20 protein-coding genes are annotated in these 19,890 nt (G+C 67.9%); 13 read left to right on the top strand and 7 right to left on the bottom strand.

What is annotated here, in order from left to right:
- Positions 1-328 precede the first annotated feature (328 nt).
- The 8 genes from FOB72_RS09965 to FOB72_RS10000 all read left to right on the top strand — a co-directional run bounded on the left by FOB72_RS09965 (position 329) and on the right by FOB72_RS10000 (position 6,598).
- Positions 329-895: an RNA polymerase sigma factor gene (locus tag FOB72_RS09965; protein ID WP_150372360.1), complete on the top strand. Its 567-nt coding sequence runs from the start codon at positions 329-331 to the stop codon at positions 893-895.
- The gene (locus tag FOB72_RS09970) at positions 892-1,347 is read left to right on the top strand and encodes a DUF3619 family protein (protein ID WP_150372361.1); all 456 of its coding nucleotides are present in this window, start codon (positions 892-894) and stop codon (positions 1,345-1,347) included. Before FOB72_RS09965 ends, FOB72_RS09970 begins: the two co-directional genes overlap by 4 nt.
- A 47-nt stretch (positions 1,348-1,394) precedes the next feature.
- On the top strand, positions 1,395-2,219 hold the full coding sequence (locus tag FOB72_RS09975) for a DUF3106 domain-containing protein (protein ID WP_223851292.1): 825 nt from the start codon (positions 1,395-1,397) through the stop codon (positions 2,217-2,219).
- Between the two features lie 66 nt (positions 2,220-2,285).
- Positions 2,286-2,831 (top strand): RDD family protein, encoded by a 546-nt coding sequence (locus FOB72_RS09980; protein ID WP_150372363.1) that lies wholly within the window; start codon positions 2,286-2,288, stop codon positions 2,829-2,831.
- On the top strand, positions 2,828-3,850 hold the full coding sequence (locus tag FOB72_RS09985) for an esterase/lipase family protein (RefSeq protein WP_150372364.1): 1,023 nt from the start codon (positions 2,828-2,830) through the stop codon (positions 3,848-3,850). Before FOB72_RS09980 ends, FOB72_RS09985 begins: the two co-directional genes overlap by 4 nt.
- A gap of 120 nt (positions 3,851-3,970) precedes the next feature.
- Positions 3,971-5,035, top strand: a complete 1,065-nt coding sequence (locus tag FOB72_RS09990; protein WP_150372365.1) for a UDP-2,3-diacylglucosamine diphosphatase — start codon at positions 3,971-3,973, stop codon at positions 5,033-5,035.
- A 65-nt stretch (positions 5,036-5,100) separates the two neighbouring features.
- Positions 5,101-6,186, top strand: a complete 1,086-nt coding sequence (locus FOB72_RS09995) for a glycosyltransferase family 4 protein (RefSeq protein WP_150372366.1) — start codon at positions 5,101-5,103, stop codon at positions 6,184-6,186.
- Positions 6,143-6,598: a diacylglycerol kinase gene (locus tag FOB72_RS10000; protein ID WP_150372367.1), complete on the top strand. Its 456-nt coding sequence runs from the start codon at positions 6,143-6,145 to the stop codon at positions 6,596-6,598. Before FOB72_RS09995 ends, FOB72_RS10000 begins: the two co-directional genes overlap by 44 nt.
- A 19-nt stretch (positions 6,599-6,617) precedes the next feature.
- Here FOB72_RS10000 and FOB72_RS10005 read toward each other — a convergent pair whose 3' ends face one another.
- Both FOB72_RS10005 and FOB72_RS10010 read right to left on the bottom strand, forming a co-directional pair.
- A complete protein-coding gene (locus FOB72_RS10005; protein WP_150372368.1) occupies positions 6,618-7,202 on the bottom strand; it encodes a TIGR00730 family Rossman fold protein in 585 nt (194 codons plus the stop codon).
- Positions 7,199-7,909, bottom strand: coding sequence for a TetR/AcrR family transcriptional regulator (locus tag FOB72_RS10010; protein WP_150372369.1), 711 nt, complete (start codon positions 7,907-7,909; stop codon positions 7,199-7,201). Before FOB72_RS10010 ends, FOB72_RS10005 begins: the two co-directional genes overlap by 4 nt.
- Positions 7,910-8,164: 255 nt before the next feature.
- Here FOB72_RS10010 and FOB72_RS10015 point away from each other — a divergent pair, with 255 nt between their 5' ends.
- Entirely contained in the window at positions 8,165-8,836 is a 672-nt protein-coding gene (locus tag FOB72_RS10015; protein ID WP_150372370.1) for a DUF1120 domain-containing protein, read from the top strand.
- 142 nt (positions 8,837-8,978) lie between these two features.
- A complete protein-coding gene (locus tag FOB72_RS10020; RefSeq protein WP_150372371.1) occupies positions 8,979-9,368 on the top strand; it encodes a hypothetical protein in 390 nt (129 codons plus the stop codon).
- Positions 9,369-9,407: 39 nt separating this feature from the next.
- Here the strand turns inward: FOB72_RS10020 and FOB72_RS10025 are convergent, their stop codons facing one another.
- The 5 genes from FOB72_RS10025 to FOB72_RS10045 all read right to left on the bottom strand — a co-directional run bounded on the left by FOB72_RS10025 (position 9,408) and on the right by FOB72_RS10045 (position 14,668).
- Positions 9,408-10,037: a DUF924 family protein gene (locus FOB72_RS10025; RefSeq protein ID WP_150372372.1), complete on the bottom strand. Its 630-nt coding sequence runs from the start codon at positions 10,035-10,037 to the stop codon at positions 9,408-9,410.
- A 17-nt stretch (positions 10,038-10,054) separates the two neighbouring features.
- Positions 10,055-10,474 carry a group II truncated hemoglobin gene (locus tag FOB72_RS10030; RefSeq protein WP_150372373.1) on the bottom strand — a complete coding sequence of 140 codons (420 nt, stop codon included), beginning with the start codon at positions 10,472-10,474 and terminating at the stop codon, positions 10,055-10,057.
- Positions 10,475-10,486: 12 nt separating this feature from the next.
- Positions 10,487-13,039, bottom strand: a complete 2,553-nt coding sequence (locus FOB72_RS10035; protein WP_150372374.1) for an ABC transporter permease — start codon at positions 13,037-13,039, stop codon at positions 10,487-10,489.
- Positions 13,040-13,048: 9 nt separating this feature from the next.
- The gene (locus FOB72_RS10040) at positions 13,049-13,648 is read right to left on the bottom strand and encodes a DUF4126 domain-containing protein (protein ID WP_150372375.1); all 600 of its coding nucleotides are present in this window, start codon (positions 13,646-13,648) and stop codon (positions 13,049-13,051) included.
- A 72-nt stretch (positions 13,649-13,720) separates the two neighbouring features.
- Positions 13,721-14,668, bottom strand: coding sequence for a LysR substrate-binding domain-containing protein (locus tag FOB72_RS10045; RefSeq protein ID WP_150372376.1), 948 nt, complete (start codon positions 14,666-14,668; stop codon positions 13,721-13,723).
- Positions 14,669-14,918: 250 nt separating this feature from the next.
- Here FOB72_RS10045 and xdhA point away from each other — a divergent pair, with 250 nt between their 5' ends.
- Genes xdhA through xdhC form a run of 3 tightly spaced genes read left to right on the top strand, consistent with a single transcriptional unit; the run spans position 14,919 to position 19,887 of the window.
- Positions 14,919-16,475 (top strand): xanthine dehydrogenase small subunit, encoded by a 1,557-nt coding sequence (xdhA, locus tag FOB72_RS10050; RefSeq protein WP_150372377.1) that lies wholly within the window; start codon positions 14,919-14,921, stop codon positions 16,473-16,475.
- Positions 16,476-16,484: 9 nt separating this feature from the next.
- Positions 16,485-18,881: a xanthine dehydrogenase molybdopterin binding subunit gene (gene xdhB / locus FOB72_RS10055; RefSeq protein ID WP_150372378.1), complete on the top strand. Its 2,397-nt coding sequence runs from the start codon at positions 16,485-16,487 to the stop codon at positions 18,879-18,881.
- A gap of 7 nt (positions 18,882-18,888) precedes the next feature.
- Entirely contained in the window at positions 18,889-19,887 is a 999-nt protein-coding gene (gene xdhC / locus FOB72_RS10060; RefSeq protein ID WP_150372379.1) for a xanthine dehydrogenase accessory protein XdhC, read from the top strand.
- Positions 19,888-19,890 lie beyond the last annotated feature (3 nt).

Here is a 19,890-nt window from a genome sequence, read left to right on the forward strand (position 1 = left end):
TCTCTGCCGGGCTTGTGGCTCGGGTTCAAGCGGTGCGCGTCTGCATGGAAGACCGCCTCATAAGCGGCCAAATGAGACAACCACTGATGTCGTGTGAACCGCAGATGATACTGCAATGCCCTGGCGCGGTCTATGGTCTTGTCATGCCGGCCCGCAACTGGCCGTGCAGTCTCGAAAGGTCATGTCTGCAATGCAATACAGCAGTGGTCAGAGCCACGTGTTTTTTGCTAGCATCGCAGACATTTTGGAAATTCCGCAGGACGTATGCGGCACTTCCAGCACGCACTGGCGCCGTCCATCCCGCAATTTCCGTCCGTAATTCGCCTGCATGGCCACCGACCAGGAACTCTCCGATTTTCTCGCCAGCGTCGAGCGGCGGGCTTTCAAGCAGGCCGTGTTTGCGGTACGAGACGACGAGGCCGCGCTCGACATCGTGCAGGACGCGATGATCAAGCTCGCCGAGAAGTACGGCGACAAGTCCGCGGCAGAGCTGCCGCCGCTGTTCCAGCGGATTCTGCAGAATACCGTTCACGACTATTTCCGCCGCCAGAAGGTCCGCAATACGTGGGTCACGCTGTTTTCGTCGCTGCGCGACGATCGCGATGGCGACGATAATGACTTACTCGACACTCTGGAGGCCCAGGCAGGGTCAGAATCTGCGGAAAGCAGCGCGGACAAGGTAGAACGCGCGCAGGTCATGCAGATCATCGAACAGGAAATCCAGCGACTGCCGACGCGTCAACGCGAAGCGTTTTTGATGCGTTACTGGGAGGACATGGATGTCGCCGAAACCGCTGCCGCGATGGGTTGTTCAGAAGGCAGTGTGAAGACGCACTGTTCCCGTGCAACGCACACCCTGGCGCAGGCCCTGCGCGCGCGAGGGGTCCGACTATGAGCCGAAACGAACAACAAATACTCGAACGCCGCCTGGCCCACGATATTCGCACCGTGCTCGATGCATCGGCGGATGCGGTGCCGGCCGATATCGCCGAGCGGCTAGCCGCCGCGCGGCGGATGGCCGTCGCCCGCAAGAAGGCCGAGGCACCGGTACGGGCGCCGCAATTCGCGGCGGCCGGCATGCCTTCCTCCTATGGGTCGGTGCATCACGACCTCGACGATCCCGATCACGATACGCCGCTGCACCGCGCGGGCGCCTGGCTGCGCCGGCTCGCGCTCGTGTGGCTGCTGATCGCGCTCGTCGGGGGGCTGAGCGGCATCTACGAGTGGCAGAAGCAGAAGCGCGTGGAGGAACTCGCCGATGTGGACGCCGCGATGCTGCTCGACGATCTGCCGCCGACCGCCTACGCCGACCAGGGCTTCCACATGTACCTCAAGCGCGGGCAATGAGGATGGCGCGCGCACAGGATCTCGTTGACGCCTCCCGTCGTGACACGTTGAAAGGCCGGCTGGGTCTGCCGCGTGCCGCGCGGCTGGGCCTGTCCGTGCTCGCGCTCGCCGGCGGCATTGCGCTGTTTGGCGCGCCGCTGGTGCAGGCGCAGGGGCAAGGGCAGGCCTCGGCGCCGCAGCCCGGCCCCGTCATCAATGCGCATCCGACGTGGCGCGAGCTCTCGCCCGCGCACCAGCGCATTCTGGCGCCGCTCGAGCCGCTCTGGAACTCGATTCCCGAGCTGAACCGGCACAAGTGGGTGCGCATTGCCGACCTGTATCCGAAGTATTCGCCCGAGGAACAGGCGCGACTGCAGGCCCGCATGGCCGAATGGATCAAGATGACGCCGCAGCAGCGGCGCCTGGCGCGCGAGAACTACCAGATCACGCGGTCGCTGACGCCCGAGGCGAAGGCCGAGGCGTGGAAGACTTACCAGCAGTTGCCGGAAGAGCAGAAGAAGAGCCTCGCCGCCGCGGACAAGGTGCCGAAGCGTCCGGGCGCGGTAAGCGCGCTGCCCTCGGGCAAGAAGCTGCCGACGCTGCCCTCGCATGGTCCGCATTCGCAGCATGCGAGCGAGAAAACCGCCGCAAGCGCGCCCGCCGCGCCGGCCGCGGCGGTAGCAGCCGCTTCGGCGCCCGCGGTCGCGACGGGTGCCGCGTCGGCACCCGCGGCATCGGCTGCGGCGCCCGTGGCCGCCGCGTCGGCACCGGTGGCGGCCTCGCCGGCCTCCGCGGTCTCGCCGCAACCGGCCGCGGCAGCACCGCTCGCCCCGCCGGTCACCGGCGAAGCGTCCACTGACTTTCCGATTACGGCGCCCAGCGAGAATCGCTGAAACGCAGCGCCTCGCCAAGCGGCGGCTTTGGCATAATGGCCGTTTCAGGATTTCCGGCCGCGCGCCATGTCCGCCACCACTACCGCCTACGTCCCCACCTCCGAGCCCGTCCGCGCGCCCACGCTGCGGCGGCGGCTGACCTGCATGGTCTATGAAGGCGTGCTGCTGTTCGGCGTGCTGATGGCGTCCACCGCGGTCTACGTATTTGCCCGCCCGCTGCTGCGGCCGATCGGGGCCGAGAACATGTACGTGGCGCAGGTCTGGAGCTTTCTCGTCCTCGGGCTGTACTTCTCTTGGTTCTGGCAGCGCAAGGGACAGACGCTCGCCATGCAGACCTGGCGGATTCGCCTGGAGACCGCCGACGGCGGCCCCGTGCGGTGGCCGCGCGCGATCCTGCGGTTTCTGCTTGCGTGGCTCTGGCTGCCGCCCGCGGCGGCCGTCGGGCATGCGCTCGGGCTCGTCAAGGGCCCGTTCGTGGGCGTGCTCGCGGGCGGCCTGCTGATCTGGGTCATGCTCGCGTGGCTCGATCCGCGACGGCAGTTCCTGCACGACCGGCTGGCCGGCACCCGCCTGATCGACCTGCGGCCGCCCCGCACCGCTCAGGGCAAATGAGCCTGACGGCCGCCGCCCTGCGCCGCGTGGCCGTCGCGGTGCAAACCACCGCGGCAGCCGGCATCGCGTGGGCGCTCGCGTCGTTCGCCGCCTGGCCCTGGACGGTCGCACTCGCCACGGGCATCGTCATCGTCCTTGCCGTGTTCTGCGCATCGGTCGCGCTGGCCTTCTTCGTCACGCTCCATGGCGTCGGCCTGCCGCGGCGCGATCGCGTCGCGCTGCTCCCCGAGAATATCCGCCCGGCACCGCTCGGCATCGCGCAGGCCCTCCGCTGCTACGCCAGCGAATGCATCGTCGTCTTCCGCATGTTCAACTGGCTGCAGCCGTTCCGCTCGCGGCTCACGGTCCCCCGCGCCGCCGATACGCACCCGGGCCGCGATGCGCCCACCGTACTGCTTGTGCATGGCTATGGCTGCAACCACGCGGTGTGGCTCGATATGGCACCCCACCTCGCGGCACACGGCTATCGCTGCGAGACGATCGACCTCGAGCCCGTGCTCGGCGATATCGACGACTACGCGCCGCCACTGCTCGCGCGCATGCGCGAGATCGCCACGCGCACGGGCAGGTCGCCGCTGCTCGTCTGCCACAGCATGGGCGGCCTGGCCGCGCGCGCGGCACAGGTGCAAGCGATGCGCACCACCGGCAACGACGCGCCGTGCAGCGGCATCGTGACGCTCGGCAGCCCGCATCATGGCTGCGTGCTCGCGCGCCATGGCAGCGGGCGCAATGCGCGCCAGATGCGCTGGCTCAGTCCATGGCTGCGCGCGCTCGCGGATGCGGAGACCACCGCGCAACGCGCGCGCATCGTGTCCATCTTCAGCTGGCACGATTCCATCGCCGGCCCGGCCGGCACCTCGTGGCTCGACGGGGCACGCCACGTGCCGCTGACGGGCATCGGCCATGTCTCGCTGCTGCGGCACCCGGGCGCCATTGCCGCCACGCTCGACGCGCTGGCCGTGCTGACCCAGGCGCCGCGCGCGCCGGTGCTCGCCGCGCCCCCGATCGAGACCCCCTGACACGCCATCCCGTTACTGACGCCTCGATCGCGGCACACATTCATGTGACATTCATGTTTCCGTCACGGTACGGTCATGTGCCACTGGCCCAATGCACGCATCGCCGCTACCGGGGCCGACATGGTTCAAGCAATCCGATCCGCGCGCGGGCGACTGTCGCATATCGCGCAGCGCCTGCTCGGCAAGAGTGACGCCACCCTCCCGCTGTCCGCCGTCCTTGCGGCCTACATGCCCCCCGCCCCGGGCTTCGCCCCACCGCCCACCTCACCCACCTCACCCGCCGCGCCGCATTCCCCGCCATCGTCACACGCGCGGGCCGTGCCTCCTCAGCGAGACGTCACCGACGAGCCGCCCGCCAGGCCGAGCGAAGCGCCGGCCCATCGCTACCGCGCGATCTGGATCTCGGACATCCATCTCGGCACCGCCGGCTGCCAGGCCAGGTATCTGCTGGACTTCCTCAAGCACAACGAGTCGGACCAGTTGTACCTCGTGGGCGACATCATCGACGGCTGGCAGCTGAAGCGCGGCTGGTACTGGCCGCAGAGCCACAACGACGTGGTGCAGAAGCTGCTGCGCAAGGCGCGCAAGGGCACCGAGGTCATTTTCGTCCCCGGCAACCACGATGAAGTCGCGCGCCAGTTCGACGGCATGGCCTTCGGCGATATCGTCGTGCGCGAGGATGCGATCCACGTGACCGCGACGGGCCGGCGCCTGTGGGTCGTGCATGGCGACCTGTTCGACGGCGTGGTGCAGCACGCGCGCTGGCTCGCCTATCTGGGCGACTCGCTCTACACGCTGATTCTCGCGGTGAACCGCCACTTCAACCGCGTCCGCACGCGGCTCGGCTTCGACTACTGGTCGCTCTCGCAATACCTCAAGCATCAGGTCAAGAACGCGGTCAGCTACATCAACTCGTTCGAGCACGCGATGGTCGAGGAAGCGCGCCGCCGCGGCTGCGACGGCGTGGTCTGCGGGCATATCCACAAGGCCGAGATCCGCGAGGTCGACGGCCAGCTCTATTGCAACGACGGCGACTGGGTGGAGAGCCTCTCCGCGCTGGTCGAAACGATGGAAGGCGAATTGCGCATCGTCTACTGGACCACGTTGCTCGATCCCCCCGCGCCGCCGGTCTCGCGCCTCGGCCGGCGTCGTCGCGCCCCCGCCGCCACCGCCGTGGCCGGCTGAATTGTTTCCGATCGCTGCCCCGGTCGACACTGCAACACGCCCACCAAGAGACATAAGGAGCTTCGATGAGAATCCTGATCGTCACCGACGCCTGGGAACCGCAGGTCAATGGCGTGGTTCGCACGCTCAAGTCCACGCGCCGCGAACTCGAGGCCATGGGCCATACGGTGGATCTGCTGACACCGCTTGAATTCCAGACGGTGCCCTGCCCTACCTACCCCGAGATCCGCCTGTCGCTGTTTCCGGGCGGCAAGGTGCGCCGCCGCATCGAGGACTTCCGCCCCGACGCGCTGCATATCGCCACCGAGGGCCCGCTGGGCCTGGCCGCGCGCCGCCATGCGCTGCGCCATGACCTGCCCTTCACCACGGCCTATCACACGCGCTTTCCCGAATACGTGCAGGCGCGCTTTGCGATTCCGCTCGCGTGGACCTATCGTTTTCTGCACTGGTTCCATGGCCCGGCGCGCGCCGTCATGGCGCCCACGCCCGTGGTGCTCGACGATCTGCGCAGGTACGGCATCACGAATGGCGTGCTGTGGACGCGCGGCGTGGATCTCGACGTGTTCACCGCGCAGCGCGCCAACGTCCTCAATACCGCGCATCCGATCTTCCTCTACGTCGGCCGCGTTGCCGTGGAGAAGAACGTCGAGGCATTCCTGCAGCTGGACCTGCCCGGCACGAAGTGGGTCGTAGGCGATGGCCCGGCGCTGGCCGGCCTGAAGTCGCGCTATCCGAACGTGAACTACCTCGGCGTGCTCAAGCAGCCCGATCTCGCCAGGGTCTACGCCTCGGCGGACGTGTTCGTGTTCCCGAGCCGCACCGATACCTTCGGGCTCGTGCTGCTGGAGGCATTGGCCAGCGGCCTGCCCGTGGCCGCGTATCCGGTGACGGGTCCGATCGACGTGCTCGGCGACAGTCCCGCCGGCGTCATGCACGAGGACCTGCGCGAAGCCTGCCTGGAGGCCCTGCGCATCGACCGCGCCACCGCGCGCGCGCATGCCGAGCGCTTCTCGTGGCGCGCGGCGTCCGAGCAGTTCCTCTCGCATCTGCGCCCCCTGCCGACCGCCACCGTGGCGGGCGCCCACAACGTCTCCGCCCCGCCCGATCATGCCAAAGCCGCATCAGCCGTTACCCACCGAGCCGGAGAGTGATTACTCGATCGAGCAGAATCCGCACAAGGGCAATCGCGGGCTGACGCGCGCCTGGTACGCGGCCATCAATTCGCTGTCGGGATTGCGCTATGCGGTGCTGGAGGAAAGCGCGTTCCGGCAGGAACTCACGCTGTTCGTGATCCTCGCGCCGTGCGCGTTCGTACTCCCGGTGAGCGTGGTGGAACGCGTGCTGCTGCTCGGCACGCTGTTTCTGGTGCTGATCGTGGAGCTGCTCAACTCGAGCGTGGAAGCGGCCGTCGATCGCATTTCGCTCGAGCGGCACAGCCTGTCGAAGCGCGCCAAGGACTTCGGCAGCGCGGCCGTGATGCTCGCGCTGCTGCTTTGCCTCGGCACGTGGCTCGCGATCGGCGGCCCGATCGTGTGGCGATGGGCGATGCAGCTGGCGGGGTGAAACCGCGAGCGGCCCGACCTCAGGCCTGCTCGCGCCCCTGCTGCCACTTGTCGACGATCACGCGCGGCGCGGCCGCGAGCTGGCCGAGCAACGCGTCGGGCGTGTCGGCCACGTGCAGCAGATCGGCATGGATGCGCTTGAGGAAACCTTCGTCGACCGCGTGGGACAGGAAATCGACCATGCGGTCGTAGAAGCCCGCCACGTTGAGCAGGCCCACGGGCTTGTCGTGGTAGCCGAGCTGCAGCCATGTGAACGTCTCGAACAGTTCCTCGAACGTGCCGACGCCGCCCGGCATCGCGATAAACGCGTCGGCGCGGTCGGCCATCATCTGCTTGCGCTCGTGCATATTGCGCACGACGTGCAGTTCCGTCAGGCCCCGATGGCCGACTTCCTTCTGCATCAGCGCGTCGGGAATCACGCCGATTGCGGTACCGCCGTGCTCGAGCACGCTGTCCGCGACGATGCCCATCAGGCCGACCTTGCCGCCGCCGTAGACCAGCGCCATGCCGCGCTCGACGAGCGCGCGGCCGAGGTCGCGCGCGCCCTGTGCATACTCCGCGCGGAAACCGGGGCTGGACCCGCAATACACGCAAACCGCTTTCATTTCGCTTCCCTCGCTGCCTGGGCCTTCTCGAGTTGCGCCTTGCTCTCGGCGTACTCGCGCGCGAGCTGATCGAACGCTTCGCGCGCCTTGCCGCGGAGGTACGGCGCGAGGATCGAGAAGATGTGATAGCTGGAGCCGTGCAGATACCCGCGGATCTGCTCGGCGTCGTTGTACTGGCGCGGATGCTGCACGAACTGGAACGAGAGCCAGTACGTGGCGATGACCACGATATTCGTGCACACGGCCTCCACCTGCTCGGGCGTGGCCTCCATGTCGCCGTCTTCCTGGAACTGCCGGCAGATCTCGAACGCGAAACGCTTCTTCTGATCGACGATGCGCTTGAAGTTCGTCTCCAGCATCCGGTTGCGCGCCAGCAGGTCGTTGATGTCGCGATACAGGAAGCGGTAGTTCCACAGGAACTCGGACATGTACTGCAGATAGCCCCAGCTCTCGCCCAGCGTGGCCTTGTGGTCATCGGGCAGCTTCAGGCGCCGCTCCATCTCCTGCTCGAAACGCACGAAGATGGAATTGATGATGTCGTCCTTGTTGCGGAAGTGATAGTAGAGGTTGCCCGGACTGATCTCCATGGCCTCTGCAATGGTCGTCGTCGTGACATTGGGCTCCCCGAGTTCGTTGAACAGGCGCAACGAGACATCGAGAATGCGATCGCGCGTACGGCGCGGACCGGTCTGAGGCTTGGCTTCCATGGGTGGCGGGCGATCCTGGCGAATGGACGGGTAAGGCGGATGAGGCCGGTCTGGAATTATAAGCAAACGCGTTCGCGGGGTGACGGGACGGATACAAATCGGTCGCGGCGGACACCGGGCACGTCACCATGTGTCACTAAAACAAGCGCGATACGATTACCCCCGCCCGAGCCGCCGCCGATACTGGCCGTGCCGATCAGAATCGTCTGATCGGCAATCGCACCCTTATCTCCCCCTGAACAGCCCATATCCACCATGCATCCCATCATCAGGAAATCCCTGCTGCTTGCAGGACTCGCCTCTGCCGCGACCGGCGCCTTCGCCGCGGGCTCCGCAGACCTGAAAATCACGGGCACCATCAAGCCGGCCGCATGCGATGTCACCCTGTCGGGCGGCGCCGTGCTGGACTTCGGCGACATCCCGGCCAATACGCTGAAGGATACGGCGTTCACCAACCTGGGCAACAAGAGCGTGGATGTCTCGGTCATTTGCGGCGCGCCCACCAAAGTCGCCCTCGCCGCGACCGATGGCCGCAGCGGCTCGAACGTACCCGGTATCGGTGCCTTTCTGTTCTCGAACCAGTCCGATGCCTCCACCTACGGCGTCGGCGAGGTGGACGGCAAGAAGATCGGTGCCTACGTCCTCTACAGCGACACCGCCCCCGTGGTCGATGCCGCGGCCGGCGCGCGGCTTGCCTCCGACAACGGCGGCACGACCTGGGCCGCCAGCGCCAGCGCCAGCAATGCCATGACGCCGACACGCTGGCACGGTTTCGGCGACGCGGGGTCGCTGGTACCCGGTCAGTACAAGACGATCAGGCAAACCTACAAGGTGCAGCTCGGCCTCAACAAGAAGGCCGATCTTCCGCCTCTGACCAAGGACGTTCCCATCAACGGCCTCGCGACGTTCACGATCAAGTACCTCTGAACGCCGCAACATCGGAGAAAAGCGAAACTTCAACCTTCGCGGCCTTTGTGATTTCGTTGGCTGTTCCACGCACTATACTGCCCGCACAACATCTGCGAGCGCCCCGGAAATTTCCGAACGAACTCACTCGAATCACGTCATCATGATGCCGCTCATCTCGAAGATTTCGAAGGTCGCGAAGGTTTCTCCCGCCGTGGTGCTCGTCGCTGCCAGCCTGTCCGCGGCAATGCCCGCGCATGGCGGCGAAAGCGTCGGGCTGCGCATCCGTGCCACGATCCAGCCCGCGGCATGCGCACTGTTACCGGCAGTCCCGACGAGAGCGGCCGACACGTTTCGCGTCGTGCTCGAATGCGACGCCGGCACGCGCGTGGCGGTGAGTGCGATCGATGGGCTGACCGGAGCCAGCGTGCCGCGGTTCGGTACGCGTCCGGCCGAGGCGTCGCCGCCTGCGCGCGGCATCGTTCGGCAGGCCTACGACCTGAAAGTCGACGAGGGCCCGGCCCACTTGACGATCACCATCCAGTATCTGTAGCGCGGCTCGGAACAGACTCGGAACAGACTCGGATCGGGCTCAGAACGACGAGCCGGGTTCCTGGAGGAATGCGGCTTCCTCGTCGGTGTTCGCGCGCCCGAGTACCGCGTTGCGATGCGGAAAGCGGCCGAAGCGCGCGATGACGTCGCGATGTTTCTCGGCCCAGTAGACTGTGTCGAGACCGGTTTCGTCGCGCAGCAGGGTCAACTGGCGTACCGACTCGTGTTGCGCGTCGAGGTCCTCGACATGCTGCAGCGGCATGTAGCAGAACATGCGGTGCTGCGGCGTGGGCAGCAGGCGGTCCCAGCCGAGGGCGATGACACGCCGGGACAGCGCGAGCGCGGCCGCGTCCGTGGCAAAGGCGCGCGGATCGCCGCGAAAGGCGTTGCGGGGAATCTGGTCGAGCAGCACGATGCGCGCGCAGGCCCCTTCGGGCGTATCGGACCAATCGTCTGGCGCACAATCGTCTGGCGCACAATCGTCCGGCGCACCGTCCCTGTCGCCGACGCGTTCGCATGCCGCGCGCCACATCGGCATCAACGCCTCGCACACGGCCGCATCGAACGCGGCATCCTTGCTGAACCACGCACGGCGATAGGTGTTCCACGCCGGGCCACCGGGCACGTCGAACCAGAAATCGAGCAGGCGTTGCGCGTCGGCGGGAAGCATCGGCGGCGGTAGCGCGATCAGCGGGCGACGTTGCGCATCCAGTCCGCGGTCTGGAAGAACGCCTGCATCAGGCGCAGCCGCAGATCCTCGGACAGGCCCACGTCTTCCATCGCCATCGACATGCAGCGCATCCACTGGTCGCGCTCGCTGATGCCGATCTCGAACGGCAGGTGCCGCGCGCGCAGGCGCGGATGGCCGAACTTCTCGATGTACAGGCTTGGGCCGCCAAGCCAGCCCGAGAGGAACCAGTACAGCTTGTCGCGCGAACCCTCGAGCGTCGTGGGATGCAAGGCGCGCAGGCCCTTGAACTGGTCCTCGAGGTCCATCAGGTCGTAGAACCGGTCGACGAGTTCGCGCACGCGCGCGTCGCCGCCCACCAGTTCATAGGCGGTGACATCGCTGGAGGTGGCGTCGTTGTTGTCAGTGGCGTCGGTCATGAAAAATATCGGTCAGGCGTCGCGCAGCGTGGCCAGCGCGGGTTGCCGGAGCACCTCGCGCAATCCGAGCCAGCCGCCGGCAAAGGCGCACAGCATGCCAGAAACCACGCCGACCGGCACGATCCACCCATTGAAGCGGTACGGGAAATCGAACACGAACTGGGACAAACCCCAGCCCACGGCAATCGCGCCGAGGCTCGCCAGCAAACCCGCCAGCCCGCCCACCACAAGGAACTCCGCGTACTGGGTCTGCCTGACGAGCGAGGCGCTGGCGCCCAGCGCCTTGAGCAGGCCCGCGTCGCGCTTGCGTTCGTCGCGCGCGCCCGACAGTGCCGCATACAGCACCGTGACGCCGGCGAGCAGCGTAAAGATGAACAGGAACTCGACGGCCGCGATGACCTGGTCGAGCACGGCCTGCACCTGCCGCAGGATGAGGTCGGTGTTGACCACGGTGATGTTCGGGAACGCCGCGGTCAGCTGGTTGCCGAGCGAGGCCTTGGCGGCCGGCAGATGGAACGCGGTGATATAGGTCGCCGGCAGCCCGCGCATCTGCGAGGTCGGCAGGATCACGAAGAAATTGACGCGCATCGAGCTCCATTCGAGCTTGCGCAGCGAGGTGACGGGTGCCTCCACGGTCTGCCCGGCCACGTCGAAGCGGAGCGTATCGCCGAGCTTGATATGCAGCGTCCTGGCGATGCCCTCCTCGACCGATGCGCCGGCCTTGGCATCGCCGCCGTCGACCCATTGCCCGCCGACGATCTGGTTGCCCGCGGGCAGCGCGTCGGTATAGGACAGGTTGAACTCGCGCTCGACGAGGTTGCGCGCGCGGCCATCGGGATAGCTGTCGGCCTTGATGGGGCGCTCGTCGATATGGGTCAGGCGCCCGCGCACCATCGGATACAGCAGGTCCTCGACGCCGTTCTGCTCGAGCATCGCGCGCAGCGGCTCGCGCTGGTCGGGCTGGATATTGATGATGAAGCGGTTGGGCGCATCGGCCGGCGTGGCATTGCGCCACGAGTCGATCAGGTCGTTGCGCGTCATGCCGAGCAGCAGCAGCGCCATCAGCCCGATGGCCAGCGCGACGGTCTGCAGCGCGGTGACCGAGCGGCGGCGTTCGAGCACGGCCAGCGCGAAGCGCCAGCCCACGCTGCCGCGCGCGCGGCCACGCATCCCCCTGGACAACGCGGTAAGCAGGCCGAGCGCCAGCACCGCGAACACCGCGCCCGCGCCGAGGAAACCGCCCGCCGTGGTCAGGCCGAGCTTGAGGTCGCGCGCGGCCACCAGCAGCAGCGCGACGAACGCGCCAAGGCCGAGCGCGTAGGCCACCCATGCGGAAATCGGGGGCGTGCCGATATCGCGCCGCAGGACACGCAGCGGCGCGATGCGCGTGAGCGCGAGCAGCGGCGGCAGCGCGAAGCCCACGAGCAGCACGAGGCCGGCCGCCACGCCCACGGCCGCCGGCGCCAGCGACGGCTGCGGCAGCGAGACCTGCAGCAACCCGCCGAGCGACATCAGCAGTCCGTAATGGGCGAGGTAGCCCAGCAGCACGCCGAGCACCGCACCCGCGAGGCCCAGCAGCAGGAATTCGATGCCGAACGCGGTCAGGATCTGGGCCCGCGAAAGGCCCATGCACTTGTAGACCGCGCAGGCGTCGGTGTGGCGCTGCATATAGCGGCGCGCCGACATCGCGATGGCGACGGCGGCGATCATCGCCGACAGCACGGCGACGAGCGACAGGAAGCGTTCCGCGCGGTCGAGCGTCTGGCGCATCTGCGGCTGGCCCGATTCGAGCGACTCCACACGCGTGTTGCGCAGGTGGCGCGTCTCGATCTCCTTTTGCGCCCACGTCTGGTAGGCGGCGCCGGCCGCATCGGGCCCCGCCACCAGCAGGCGGTAGGTCACGCGGCTGCCCCACCCGATCAGGCCGGTGGCCTCGAGGTCGGTCAGCGGCAGCATCACGCGCGGGGCGAAGTTCATGAAGCCCGCGCCACGGTCGAGTTCCTGCGTGATCAGGCGGTCGATGCGGAAGGTCTTGTTGCCGAGCTGAAGGCTGTCGCCGACGTGCAGGTTCAGCGCGGTAAGCAGCGCCTCGTCGGCCCATACCGTACCCGGCGCGGGAATGCCCGCCGCTTCCTGCTCGGTGCCGTTCGGCGCCGTGGCGGTCTTGAGGCGGCCACGCAGCGGATAGCCGTCACTGACCGCCTTGAGCGCGGCCAGCTGGCTCGCGGCCTCGCCGTTGCCGGCCGCCGCCGCGGGCCGCGCCGTCGCCATGCTCGGGAACGTCACGGTCTGCGCGGTCTGCAGGCCGCTGGCCGTCGCGCGCTCGACGAAGGCGGCCGGCAACGGCTGGTCCGCGATCAGCAGCACGTCGGCCGCGATCATCTGCCGCGCGTCGCGTTCGAGCCCCAGCCGCATGCGGTCGGCCAGGAAACCGACGCTGGTCAGCGCGGCCACCGCGAGCACGAGCGCGAACAGCAGCAGGGTCAGTTCGCCGGCCAGCCAGTCCCGGCGCGCCATGCGCAGGGCCTGATGCCAGGGGGAGAAACGGGCGGAGTCGTTTGACATCGATGACGGTCAGGTTCGGTCGGAGGGCGCGCGCGGGCCGCGCAGGCTCGCGTGCAGGCGGCGCATGCCGCGCCAGAGTTTCGGGATCAGCCAGATCGCGACGATCAGGAAGACGGCCAGCAGCAGGAAGAACACCACAGGCAGGAAGAATGCCAGCAGCAGTCCGCCCGTGGCCGTCACGTCTTCCGTGAAAGAGGCCAGCCAGTTGGAAAAAGGTTCCGGAGAAACGTTGATCAGCGCGCGGGTGCCGGCCTTGGCCGCATGCGCGGTGCCGGCCAGCGTGCCGCCGACGAGGCCGGCGCCGACGATCCACTGCGGGTCCATATGGCCGAACGCCGCGGCGGCCAGTACCGCGCCGGCCGGAATGCGGATAAACGTCTGGATGCTGTCCCAGACGGTGTCGAAACCGGGCACCTTGTCGGCGACGAACTCGGCCACGGCGAGCACGCCCGCGATGCCGATCACCCACCAGGAGGCCAGCACGTCGAGGCCGCCGGGCAACTGGAGCCATCCCAGCCGCGCGAGCGCGCCCGCGGTCAGCACAGCCAGGTACAGGCGCAATCCGCTGGCCCAGGACATACCCGCGGCCAGCGCGGCGGTTTCCAGCATGGGGGCCTCGCGGTGGTCAGATGATGTCGAGTGTAACGGATGCGGAGGATGCCGCCCGCCCGCGCCGCGGCGCTACTCCGCCACCGTCTCCAGCTTCGGCAACTGCGGCAGGTCGGCCGCCACCTCGGCGATCGCCCGGCGGAGCCACATCACGTCCGGCGCCGCGTGGCTGCGTTCGTGCCAGAGCTGGTAGAACCGCATGCGCGGAAACGGTACCGGCGACGGCACCATGCGGATCGGGAGGTACTGCGCGTAATGCGCCGCGAACTGCCGCCCGGTGGTGAACACCATGTCCGTCTTCATCAGGACGTACGGCACGAGCCCGAAGTAAGGCAGCGTGACCTGGATATTCCGCTTCAACCCCTGCTCCGCCAGCGCCTGGTCGATCATGCTGCGCTGCATCGACGCATACGGCGCCGGCGCCAGGTGCGGCATCTCCAGATAGTGCTTGAGCGTCAGCCCCTTGCGCGCGAGCGGATGCTGGGCACCGAGCATGCACACCACCTCGTCGTCGAACAGCGGCGAGATATGCAGATGCTCGGGCGGCGACAGCCAGTTGCCGACCACGATATCGAGGTGCCCCTGCTCCAGCGCATCGAGGAAATCGCTCGACTGCGTCATCGGATGCACGAACAGCTTGGCGCCCGGCGCCAGGCGCCGCACGCGCTCGACGATATTGGGCAGGAAGAACGCATCGAGGTAGTCCGGCGCGCCCAGATGGAACGTGCGCGCGGTGGTGGACGGATCGAACTGCTGTGGCGGCCGCGCAATGCGGTCCATGGCGGCCAGGCTCTGCTCGGCCAGCGCCAGCAGCTCGCGCCCGCGCTCGGTCGGCACCATGCCGCTCTTGCCGCGCACCAGAATGGCGTCGCCCGTGATCTCGCGCAGGCGCTTGAGCGTATTGCTGATGGCCGGCTGCGACTGGCCGAGCCGCACGGCGGTGCGCGTGACGCTCTGCTCGGTCAGCAGCGTGTGCAGCACCCGCAACAGGTAGGTATCGAGGTGGTCGCGTCCGTGCATGAAGAGTCGAATAAAGTCCGGGCGGGGCTGGGCGAAAAAACCGGGCAATGCCGCGCACCTTCGCGGTGCCGCACGGCTGGCGCGGGGGAACGGAGAGGCGCATAGTGTATGTACGCCCCGCATGCAAGGTCAATTCGGGACTGCCACAGGCTGTCGGATGCCGGTGGCTGATGCCCTTTATCACATGGGCCGAATATTGCATGAGGAAGGCCAGTGCTATGTTTGCTCCATCCACGAAAGAGAGAAAACCATGGAGACGCAAACCATCCGCTTCTACCACCGCGGCCAGGTCAGGGAGGTGACTGGCGCCGCCGTGACCCGCACGGTACTGCAGTACCTGCGCGAGGACGCGCGCTGCACGGGCACGAAGGAAGGCTGCGCCGAAGGCGACTGCGGCGCATGCACGGTGGTGATTGGCGAGCTTCGCGACGGCGCATCGGACGTCGAGTTCAAGGCCGTCAACGCCTGCATCCAGTTCCTGCCCACGCTCGACGGCAAGGCGCTGATCACGGTGGAGGACCTGCGCCAGCCCGACGGCGCGCTGCACCCCGTGCAGGAAGCGATGGTCGAATGCCACGGCTCGCAATGCGGCTTCTGCACGCCGGGCTTCGTCATGTCCCTGTGGGCGCTCTACCAGCAACATACGAACGGCCACCCGGCCGACGGCACGCCCGCCGCCACCCGCCCCACCCGCACCGCGATTTGCGACGCGCTGACCGGCAACCTGTGCCGCTGCACGGGCTACCGCCCGATCGTCGATGCCGGCCAGCGCATGATGCAGCTGCCCGTGCCGCAACCGGGCAAGCTCGATCCCGCGCGCATCGCCGAGACGCTGCGGACCCTGCGCCGCGCCGAGACGTTCCATTACAGCGCGCGCGACACCAACGCCGCCGAGCAGCATTTCTATGCGCCGCGCACGGCCGCCGAGTTCGGCCGCATCAAGGCGAACGAACCCGGCATCCGCATTCTCGCGGGCAGCACCGACGTGGGCCTGTGGGTCACGAAGCAGTTCCGCGAACTCGGCAACCTGCTCTACGTCGGGCAGGTGGAAGACCTGCAAACGCTCGCCGAGCGGGACGGGATGCTCGAGATCGGCGCCGGGGTGGTCCTCGAAAAGGCCTATGCCGCCCTCACGGCCGCGCATCCGGAACTGGAAGAACTGTGGAAGCGCTTCGCCTCGCTGCCCATCCGCAACGCGGGTACGCTCGGCGGCAATATCGCGAACGGCTCGCCGATCGGTGACTCGATGCCCGCGCTTATCGCGCTGGGTGCCGAAGTCGTGCTCCAGCATGGCGAGACGCGCCGCACGCTGCCGCTCGAGGACCTGTACCTCGCCTACCAGAAGACCGCGATGGTCCCCGGCGAATTCGTCGCCGCGCTGCGTGTCCCGGCAAAGGGGCATGCGGGCAGCGTCGCGCATTTCCGCACGTACAAGCTCTCCAAACGTTTCGACGAGGATATCTCGGCCGTGTGCGCGGCCTTCGGCATCGACGTGGAGCATGGCGTGGTCACGCGCGCGCGCATCGCGTTCGGCGGCATGGCCGCCACGCCCAGGCGCGCCACGCTGACCGAAGCGGCATTGACCGGCCAGCCCTGGAACGAAGCCACCGCGCGCGCCGGCATGGCCGCGCTGGCCAGCGACTATGCGCCGCTCTCCGATATGCGCGCCACCGCGTCGTACCGCGCGCGCGGCGCCGCCAACCTGCTCTATCGGTTCTGGCTGGAGACCCGCGCCGACGCGCTGCCCGCCGCGGCGGTGAATGTGCGGGCCGCGGGTGCGGGCGAACTCGCCGTGGCCGGGGCCTGAGGAGACGACATGAACAAGCAGACCGAACCGTTCCTGCTCGACGCCAGCACCGCACGGGAATCCACGCCGCAGGTCGGCGTCTCCCGTCCGCACGAATCGGCCCACCTCCATGTGGCCGGCACCGCGACCTACACCGACGATATCCCCGAACTGGCGGGCACGCTCCATGCCGCGCTCGGCATGAGCACCCGCGCGCATGCGCGCATTCGCGCCATCTCGCTCGACAAGGTGCGCGCCGCGCCCGGCGTGGTGGACGTGCTGACCGCCGCCGATATTCCCGCGGTCAACGACTGCGGCCCGATCCTCCACGACGATCCGATCCTCGCGAAGGATGTCGTGCACTTTATCGGGCAGCCGATCTTCGTGGTGGTGGCGTCCTCGCACGACGACGCCCGCCGCGCCGCGCGCCGCGCCGAGATCGAATACGAAGACCTGCCGCCGATCCTGTCGCCCGAGGCCGCGCACGCGGCCGGCAGCTACGTGCTGCCGCCGATGCACCTCAGGCGCGGCGAGCCGCAAACGCATATCGATGCCGCCGCGCATCGCGACGCGGGCAGCATCCGCCTGGGCGGGCAGGAACAGTTCTATCTGGAAGGCCAGATCGCCTACGCGGCGCCGCGCGAGAACGACGGCATGCACGTGTGGTGCTCCACGCAGCATCCGACCGAAATGCAGCACGCGGTCGCGCATATGCTCGGCTGGCATGCGCACCAGGTGCTCGTGGAATGCCGGCGCATGGGCGGCGGCTTCGGCGGCAAGGAATCGCAATCGGCGATGTTCGCGTGCTGCGCGGCGCTGGCCGCGTGGAAGCTGCTGTGTCCCGTGAAGCTGCGCCCCGACCGTGACGACGACATGATGATCACGGGCAAGCGCCATGACTTCAACTTCGACTTCGAGGTCGGCCACGACGACGACGGCCGCATCGAAGGGGTGCGCGTGGAGATGGTGTCGCGCGCGGGCTTCTCTGCGGACCTGTCGGGCCCCGTGATGACGCGCGCCATCTGCCACTTCGACAATGCCTACTGGCTGCCGAACGTGCAGATCGACGGATACTGCGGCCGCACCAATACGCAGAGCAATACCGCATTCCGCGGCTTCGGCGGCCCGCAGGGCGCGTTCGCGGTCGAGTACATCCTCGACAATGTGGCCCGCAACGTTGGCAAGGACTCGCTGGCCGTGCGCCGCGCGAACTTCTACGGCAAGACCGAGCGCAACGTCACGCCGTATGGCCAGACTGTCGAGGACAACGTGATCCACGAACTCATCGACGAGCTCGTGGCATCGAGCGAATATCAGGCACGGCGCGACGCCACGCGCGCGTTCAACGCGACGAGCCCGATCCTCAAGAAGGGCATCGCGATCACCCCGGTCAAGTTCGGCATCTCGTTCAACGTCGCGCACTTCAACCAGGCCGGCGCGCTCGTGCACGTCTACAACGACGGCTCGGTGCTCGTGAACCATGGCGGCACCGAAATGGGCCAGGGCCTGAACACGAAGGTCGCGATGATCGTCGCCCACGAGCTCGGCATCCGCATGGAACGCGTGCGCGTCACCGCCACCGACACCAGCAAGGTCGCCAACACCTCGGCCACGGCCGCGTCCACCGGCGCGGACCTCAACGGCAAGGCCGCGCAGGACGCCGCGCGCCAGATCCGCGAGCGCCTGACGGCATTCGTCGCGCGCAAGGCTGGGGTGGAGGCCGACACCGTGTGCTTCGGCGACGACCTCGTGGTCGCCGGCGAGTTGCGCATGGACTTCGGCGACCTCGCGCGCGAGTCCTACGTGGCGCGCGTGCAGCTGTGGTCGGACGGTTTCTATGTCACGCCCAAGCTGTACTGGGACCAGTCGAAGCTGCAGGGGCGCCCGTTCTACTACTACGCGTATGGCGCGGCATGCTCCGAAGTCATCGTGGACACGCTGACCGGCGAATGGAAGCTGCTGCGCGCGGACGCGCTGCACGATGCGGGCAAGTCGCTGAACCCGGCCATCGATATCGGGCAGGTGGAAGGCGCGTTCATCCAGGGCATGGGCTGGCTGACCACCGAGGAACTGTGGTGGAACAAGGACGGCAAGCTCATGACGCATGCGCCGTCCACGTACAAGATCCCGACCGTCAACGACTGCCCGGAAGACTTCCACGTGCGGCTGTTCCAGAACCGCAACGTCGAGGACAGCATCCACCGGTCCAAGGCCGTCGGCGAACCGCCGCTGCTGCTGCCGTTCTCGGTGTTTTTCGCCATCCGCGACGCGATTGCCGCGGTGGGCGACTATCGCATCAATCCGCCACTGCGCGCGCCGGCCACGAGCGAGGCGATTCTCGATGCCGTGGAGGCGGTGCAGGCCATGCGGGCGGCGCAACCGGTCCCGGCCGCCGAGGCCACGGAGGCAGCGGCGCAAGCCGTCTGAGCACGCGATGCAGGACGCCCCGCTCAAGCCCTTCCGCTTTGCCGACGCCGCGCGCTGGATTCGCGCCGGCGTGCCCGTGGTCATGGTCACGATCGCCGAGGTGCGCGGTTCCGCGCCGCGCGAGGCCGGCATCCGCATGCTGGTCACGGCCGACGATCTCGTCGGCACCATCGGCGGCGGGCATCTCGAATGGCGCGGCATGGATATCGCGCGAGAGATGATGGCGGAACGCGCGGCCCCCCGTCGCATCGAACGGATTCCGCTCGGTCCCGCGCTCGGGCAATGCTGCGGCGGCGTGGTATGGCTCGCGTTCGAGGTGCTCGGCACGGAAGACCTGCGCTGGCTCGACGCGGTGGAACAGGCGTTTGCGGCCGGGCATGGCATCGAACGCACGGTTTCGTTACGCCATGCGCAGCGGGCGGTCGCGTTCGCCGACAGCCGCGCGCTGCTGCCGGCGGTCACGCATGACGAGGATGGCTGGATCGACACGCTCGTGCCGGATCCGCTCCACGTCGTGCTGTTCGGCGCGGGCCATGTCGGCCATGCGCTGGTCGGCGTGCTGGCGAACCTGCCCTGCCGCGTGCACTGGGTCGACGAGCGCGACACGCTGTTCCCCGGCGATCTGCCCGGCAACGTCGAGGCCGAGGCCAGCGACACGCCCGAGGCCGTCGTCGATCAGGCCCCCGCCGGCAGCTACTTCCTCGTCATGACGCACAGCCATGCGCTGGACCTGTCGCTGTGCGAGCGCATCCTGCGGCGGACGGATTTCGCGTATTTCGGGCTGATCGGCTCGAAGACCAAGCGCGCGCGCTTCGAGCATCGGCTCTCGGACCACGGCGTGGACCCCGTCCGCTTCGCGGAAATGACGTGTCCGATCGGTGTCGCCGGCATTACGGACAAGGCTCCGGCTATGATTGCGGTAGCGATCGTCGCCCAGTTGCTGCAGGTGCGGGATCAGCGCATTGCCGCGCTGTCCGCCAGCCGCATGGAGGCGGTGGCGCAGTAATCC

This window comes from Cupriavidus pauculus, assembly GCF_008693385.1.
GTDB lineage: Bacteria > Pseudomonadota > Gammaproteobacteria > Burkholderiales > Burkholderiaceae > Cupriavidus > Cupriavidus pauculus_D.

What these genes read in the sequence shown, in the direction of transcription:
- FOB72_RS10000 (WP_150372367.1), top strand. Translation starts at nt 6,143, where the DNA reads ATGCCAAAGCCGCATCAGCCGTTACCCACCGAGCCGGAGAGTGATTAC.
- xdhB (WP_150372378.1), top strand. Translation starts at nt 16,485, where the DNA reads ATGAACAAGCAGACCGAACCGTTCCTGCTCGACGCCAGCACCGCACGG.
- FOB72_RS09990 (WP_150372365.1), top strand. Translation starts at nt 3,971, where the DNA reads ATGGTTCAAGCAATCCGATCCGCGCGCGGGCGACTGTCGCATATCGCG.
- FOB72_RS09970 (WP_150372361.1), top strand. Translation starts at nt 892, where the DNA reads ATGAGCCGAAACGAACAACAAATACTCGAACGCCGCCTGGCCCACGAT.
- FOB72_RS09980 (WP_150372363.1), top strand. Translation starts at nt 2,286, where the DNA reads ATGTCCGCCACCACTACCGCCTACGTCCCCACCTCCGAGCCCGTCCGC.
- FOB72_RS10035 (WP_150372374.1), bottom strand. Translation starts at nt 13,039, where the DNA reads ATGTCAAACGACTCCGCCCGTTTCTCCCCCTGGCATCAGGCCCTGCGC.
- xdhC (WP_150372379.1), top strand. Translation starts at nt 18,889, where the DNA reads ATGCAGGACGCCCCGCTCAAGCCCTTCCGCTTTGCCGACGCCGCGCGC.
- FOB72_RS10030 (WP_150372373.1), bottom strand. Translation starts at nt 10,474, where the DNA reads ATGACCGACGCCACTGACAACAACGACGCCACCTCCAGCGATGTCACC.
- FOB72_RS10015 (WP_150372370.1), top strand. Translation starts at nt 8,165, where the DNA reads ATGCATCCCATCATCAGGAAATCCCTGCTGCTTGCAGGACTCGCCTCT.
- FOB72_RS09995 (WP_150372366.1), top strand. Translation starts at nt 5,101, where the DNA reads ATGAGAATCCTGATCGTCACCGACGCCTGGGAACCGCAGGTCAATGGC.
- FOB72_RS10010 (WP_150372369.1), bottom strand. Translation starts at nt 7,909, where the DNA reads ATGGAAGCCAAGCCTCAGACCGGTCCGCGCCGTACGCGCGATCGCATT.
- FOB72_RS09965 (WP_150372360.1), top strand. Translation starts at nt 329, where the DNA reads ATGGCCACCGACCAGGAACTCTCCGATTTTCTCGCCAGCGTCGAGCGG.
- FOB72_RS09985 (WP_150372364.1), top strand. Translation starts at nt 2,828, where the DNA reads ATGAGCCTGACGGCCGCCGCCCTGCGCCGCGTGGCCGTCGCGGTGCAA.
- xdhA (WP_150372377.1), top strand. Translation starts at nt 14,919, where the DNA reads ATGGAGACGCAAACCATCCGCTTCTACCACCGCGGCCAGGTCAGGGAG.
- FOB72_RS10005 (WP_150372368.1), bottom strand. Translation starts at nt 7,202, where the DNA reads ATGAAAGCGGTTTGCGTGTATTGCGGGTCCAGCCCCGGTTTCCGCGCG.
- FOB72_RS10025 (WP_150372372.1), bottom strand. Translation starts at nt 10,037, where the DNA reads ATGCTTCCCGCCGACGCGCAACGCCTGCTCGATTTCTGGTTCGACGTG.
- FOB72_RS10045 (WP_150372376.1), bottom strand. Translation starts at nt 14,668, where the DNA reads ATGCACGGACGCGACCACCTCGATACCTACCTGTTGCGGGTGCTGCAC.
- FOB72_RS10020 (WP_150372371.1), top strand. Translation starts at nt 8,979, where the DNA reads ATGATGCCGCTCATCTCGAAGATTTCGAAGGTCGCGAAGGTTTCTCCC.
- FOB72_RS10040 (WP_150372375.1), bottom strand. Translation starts at nt 13,648, where the DNA reads ATGCTGGAAACCGCCGCGCTGGCCGCGGGTATGTCCTGGGCCAGCGGA.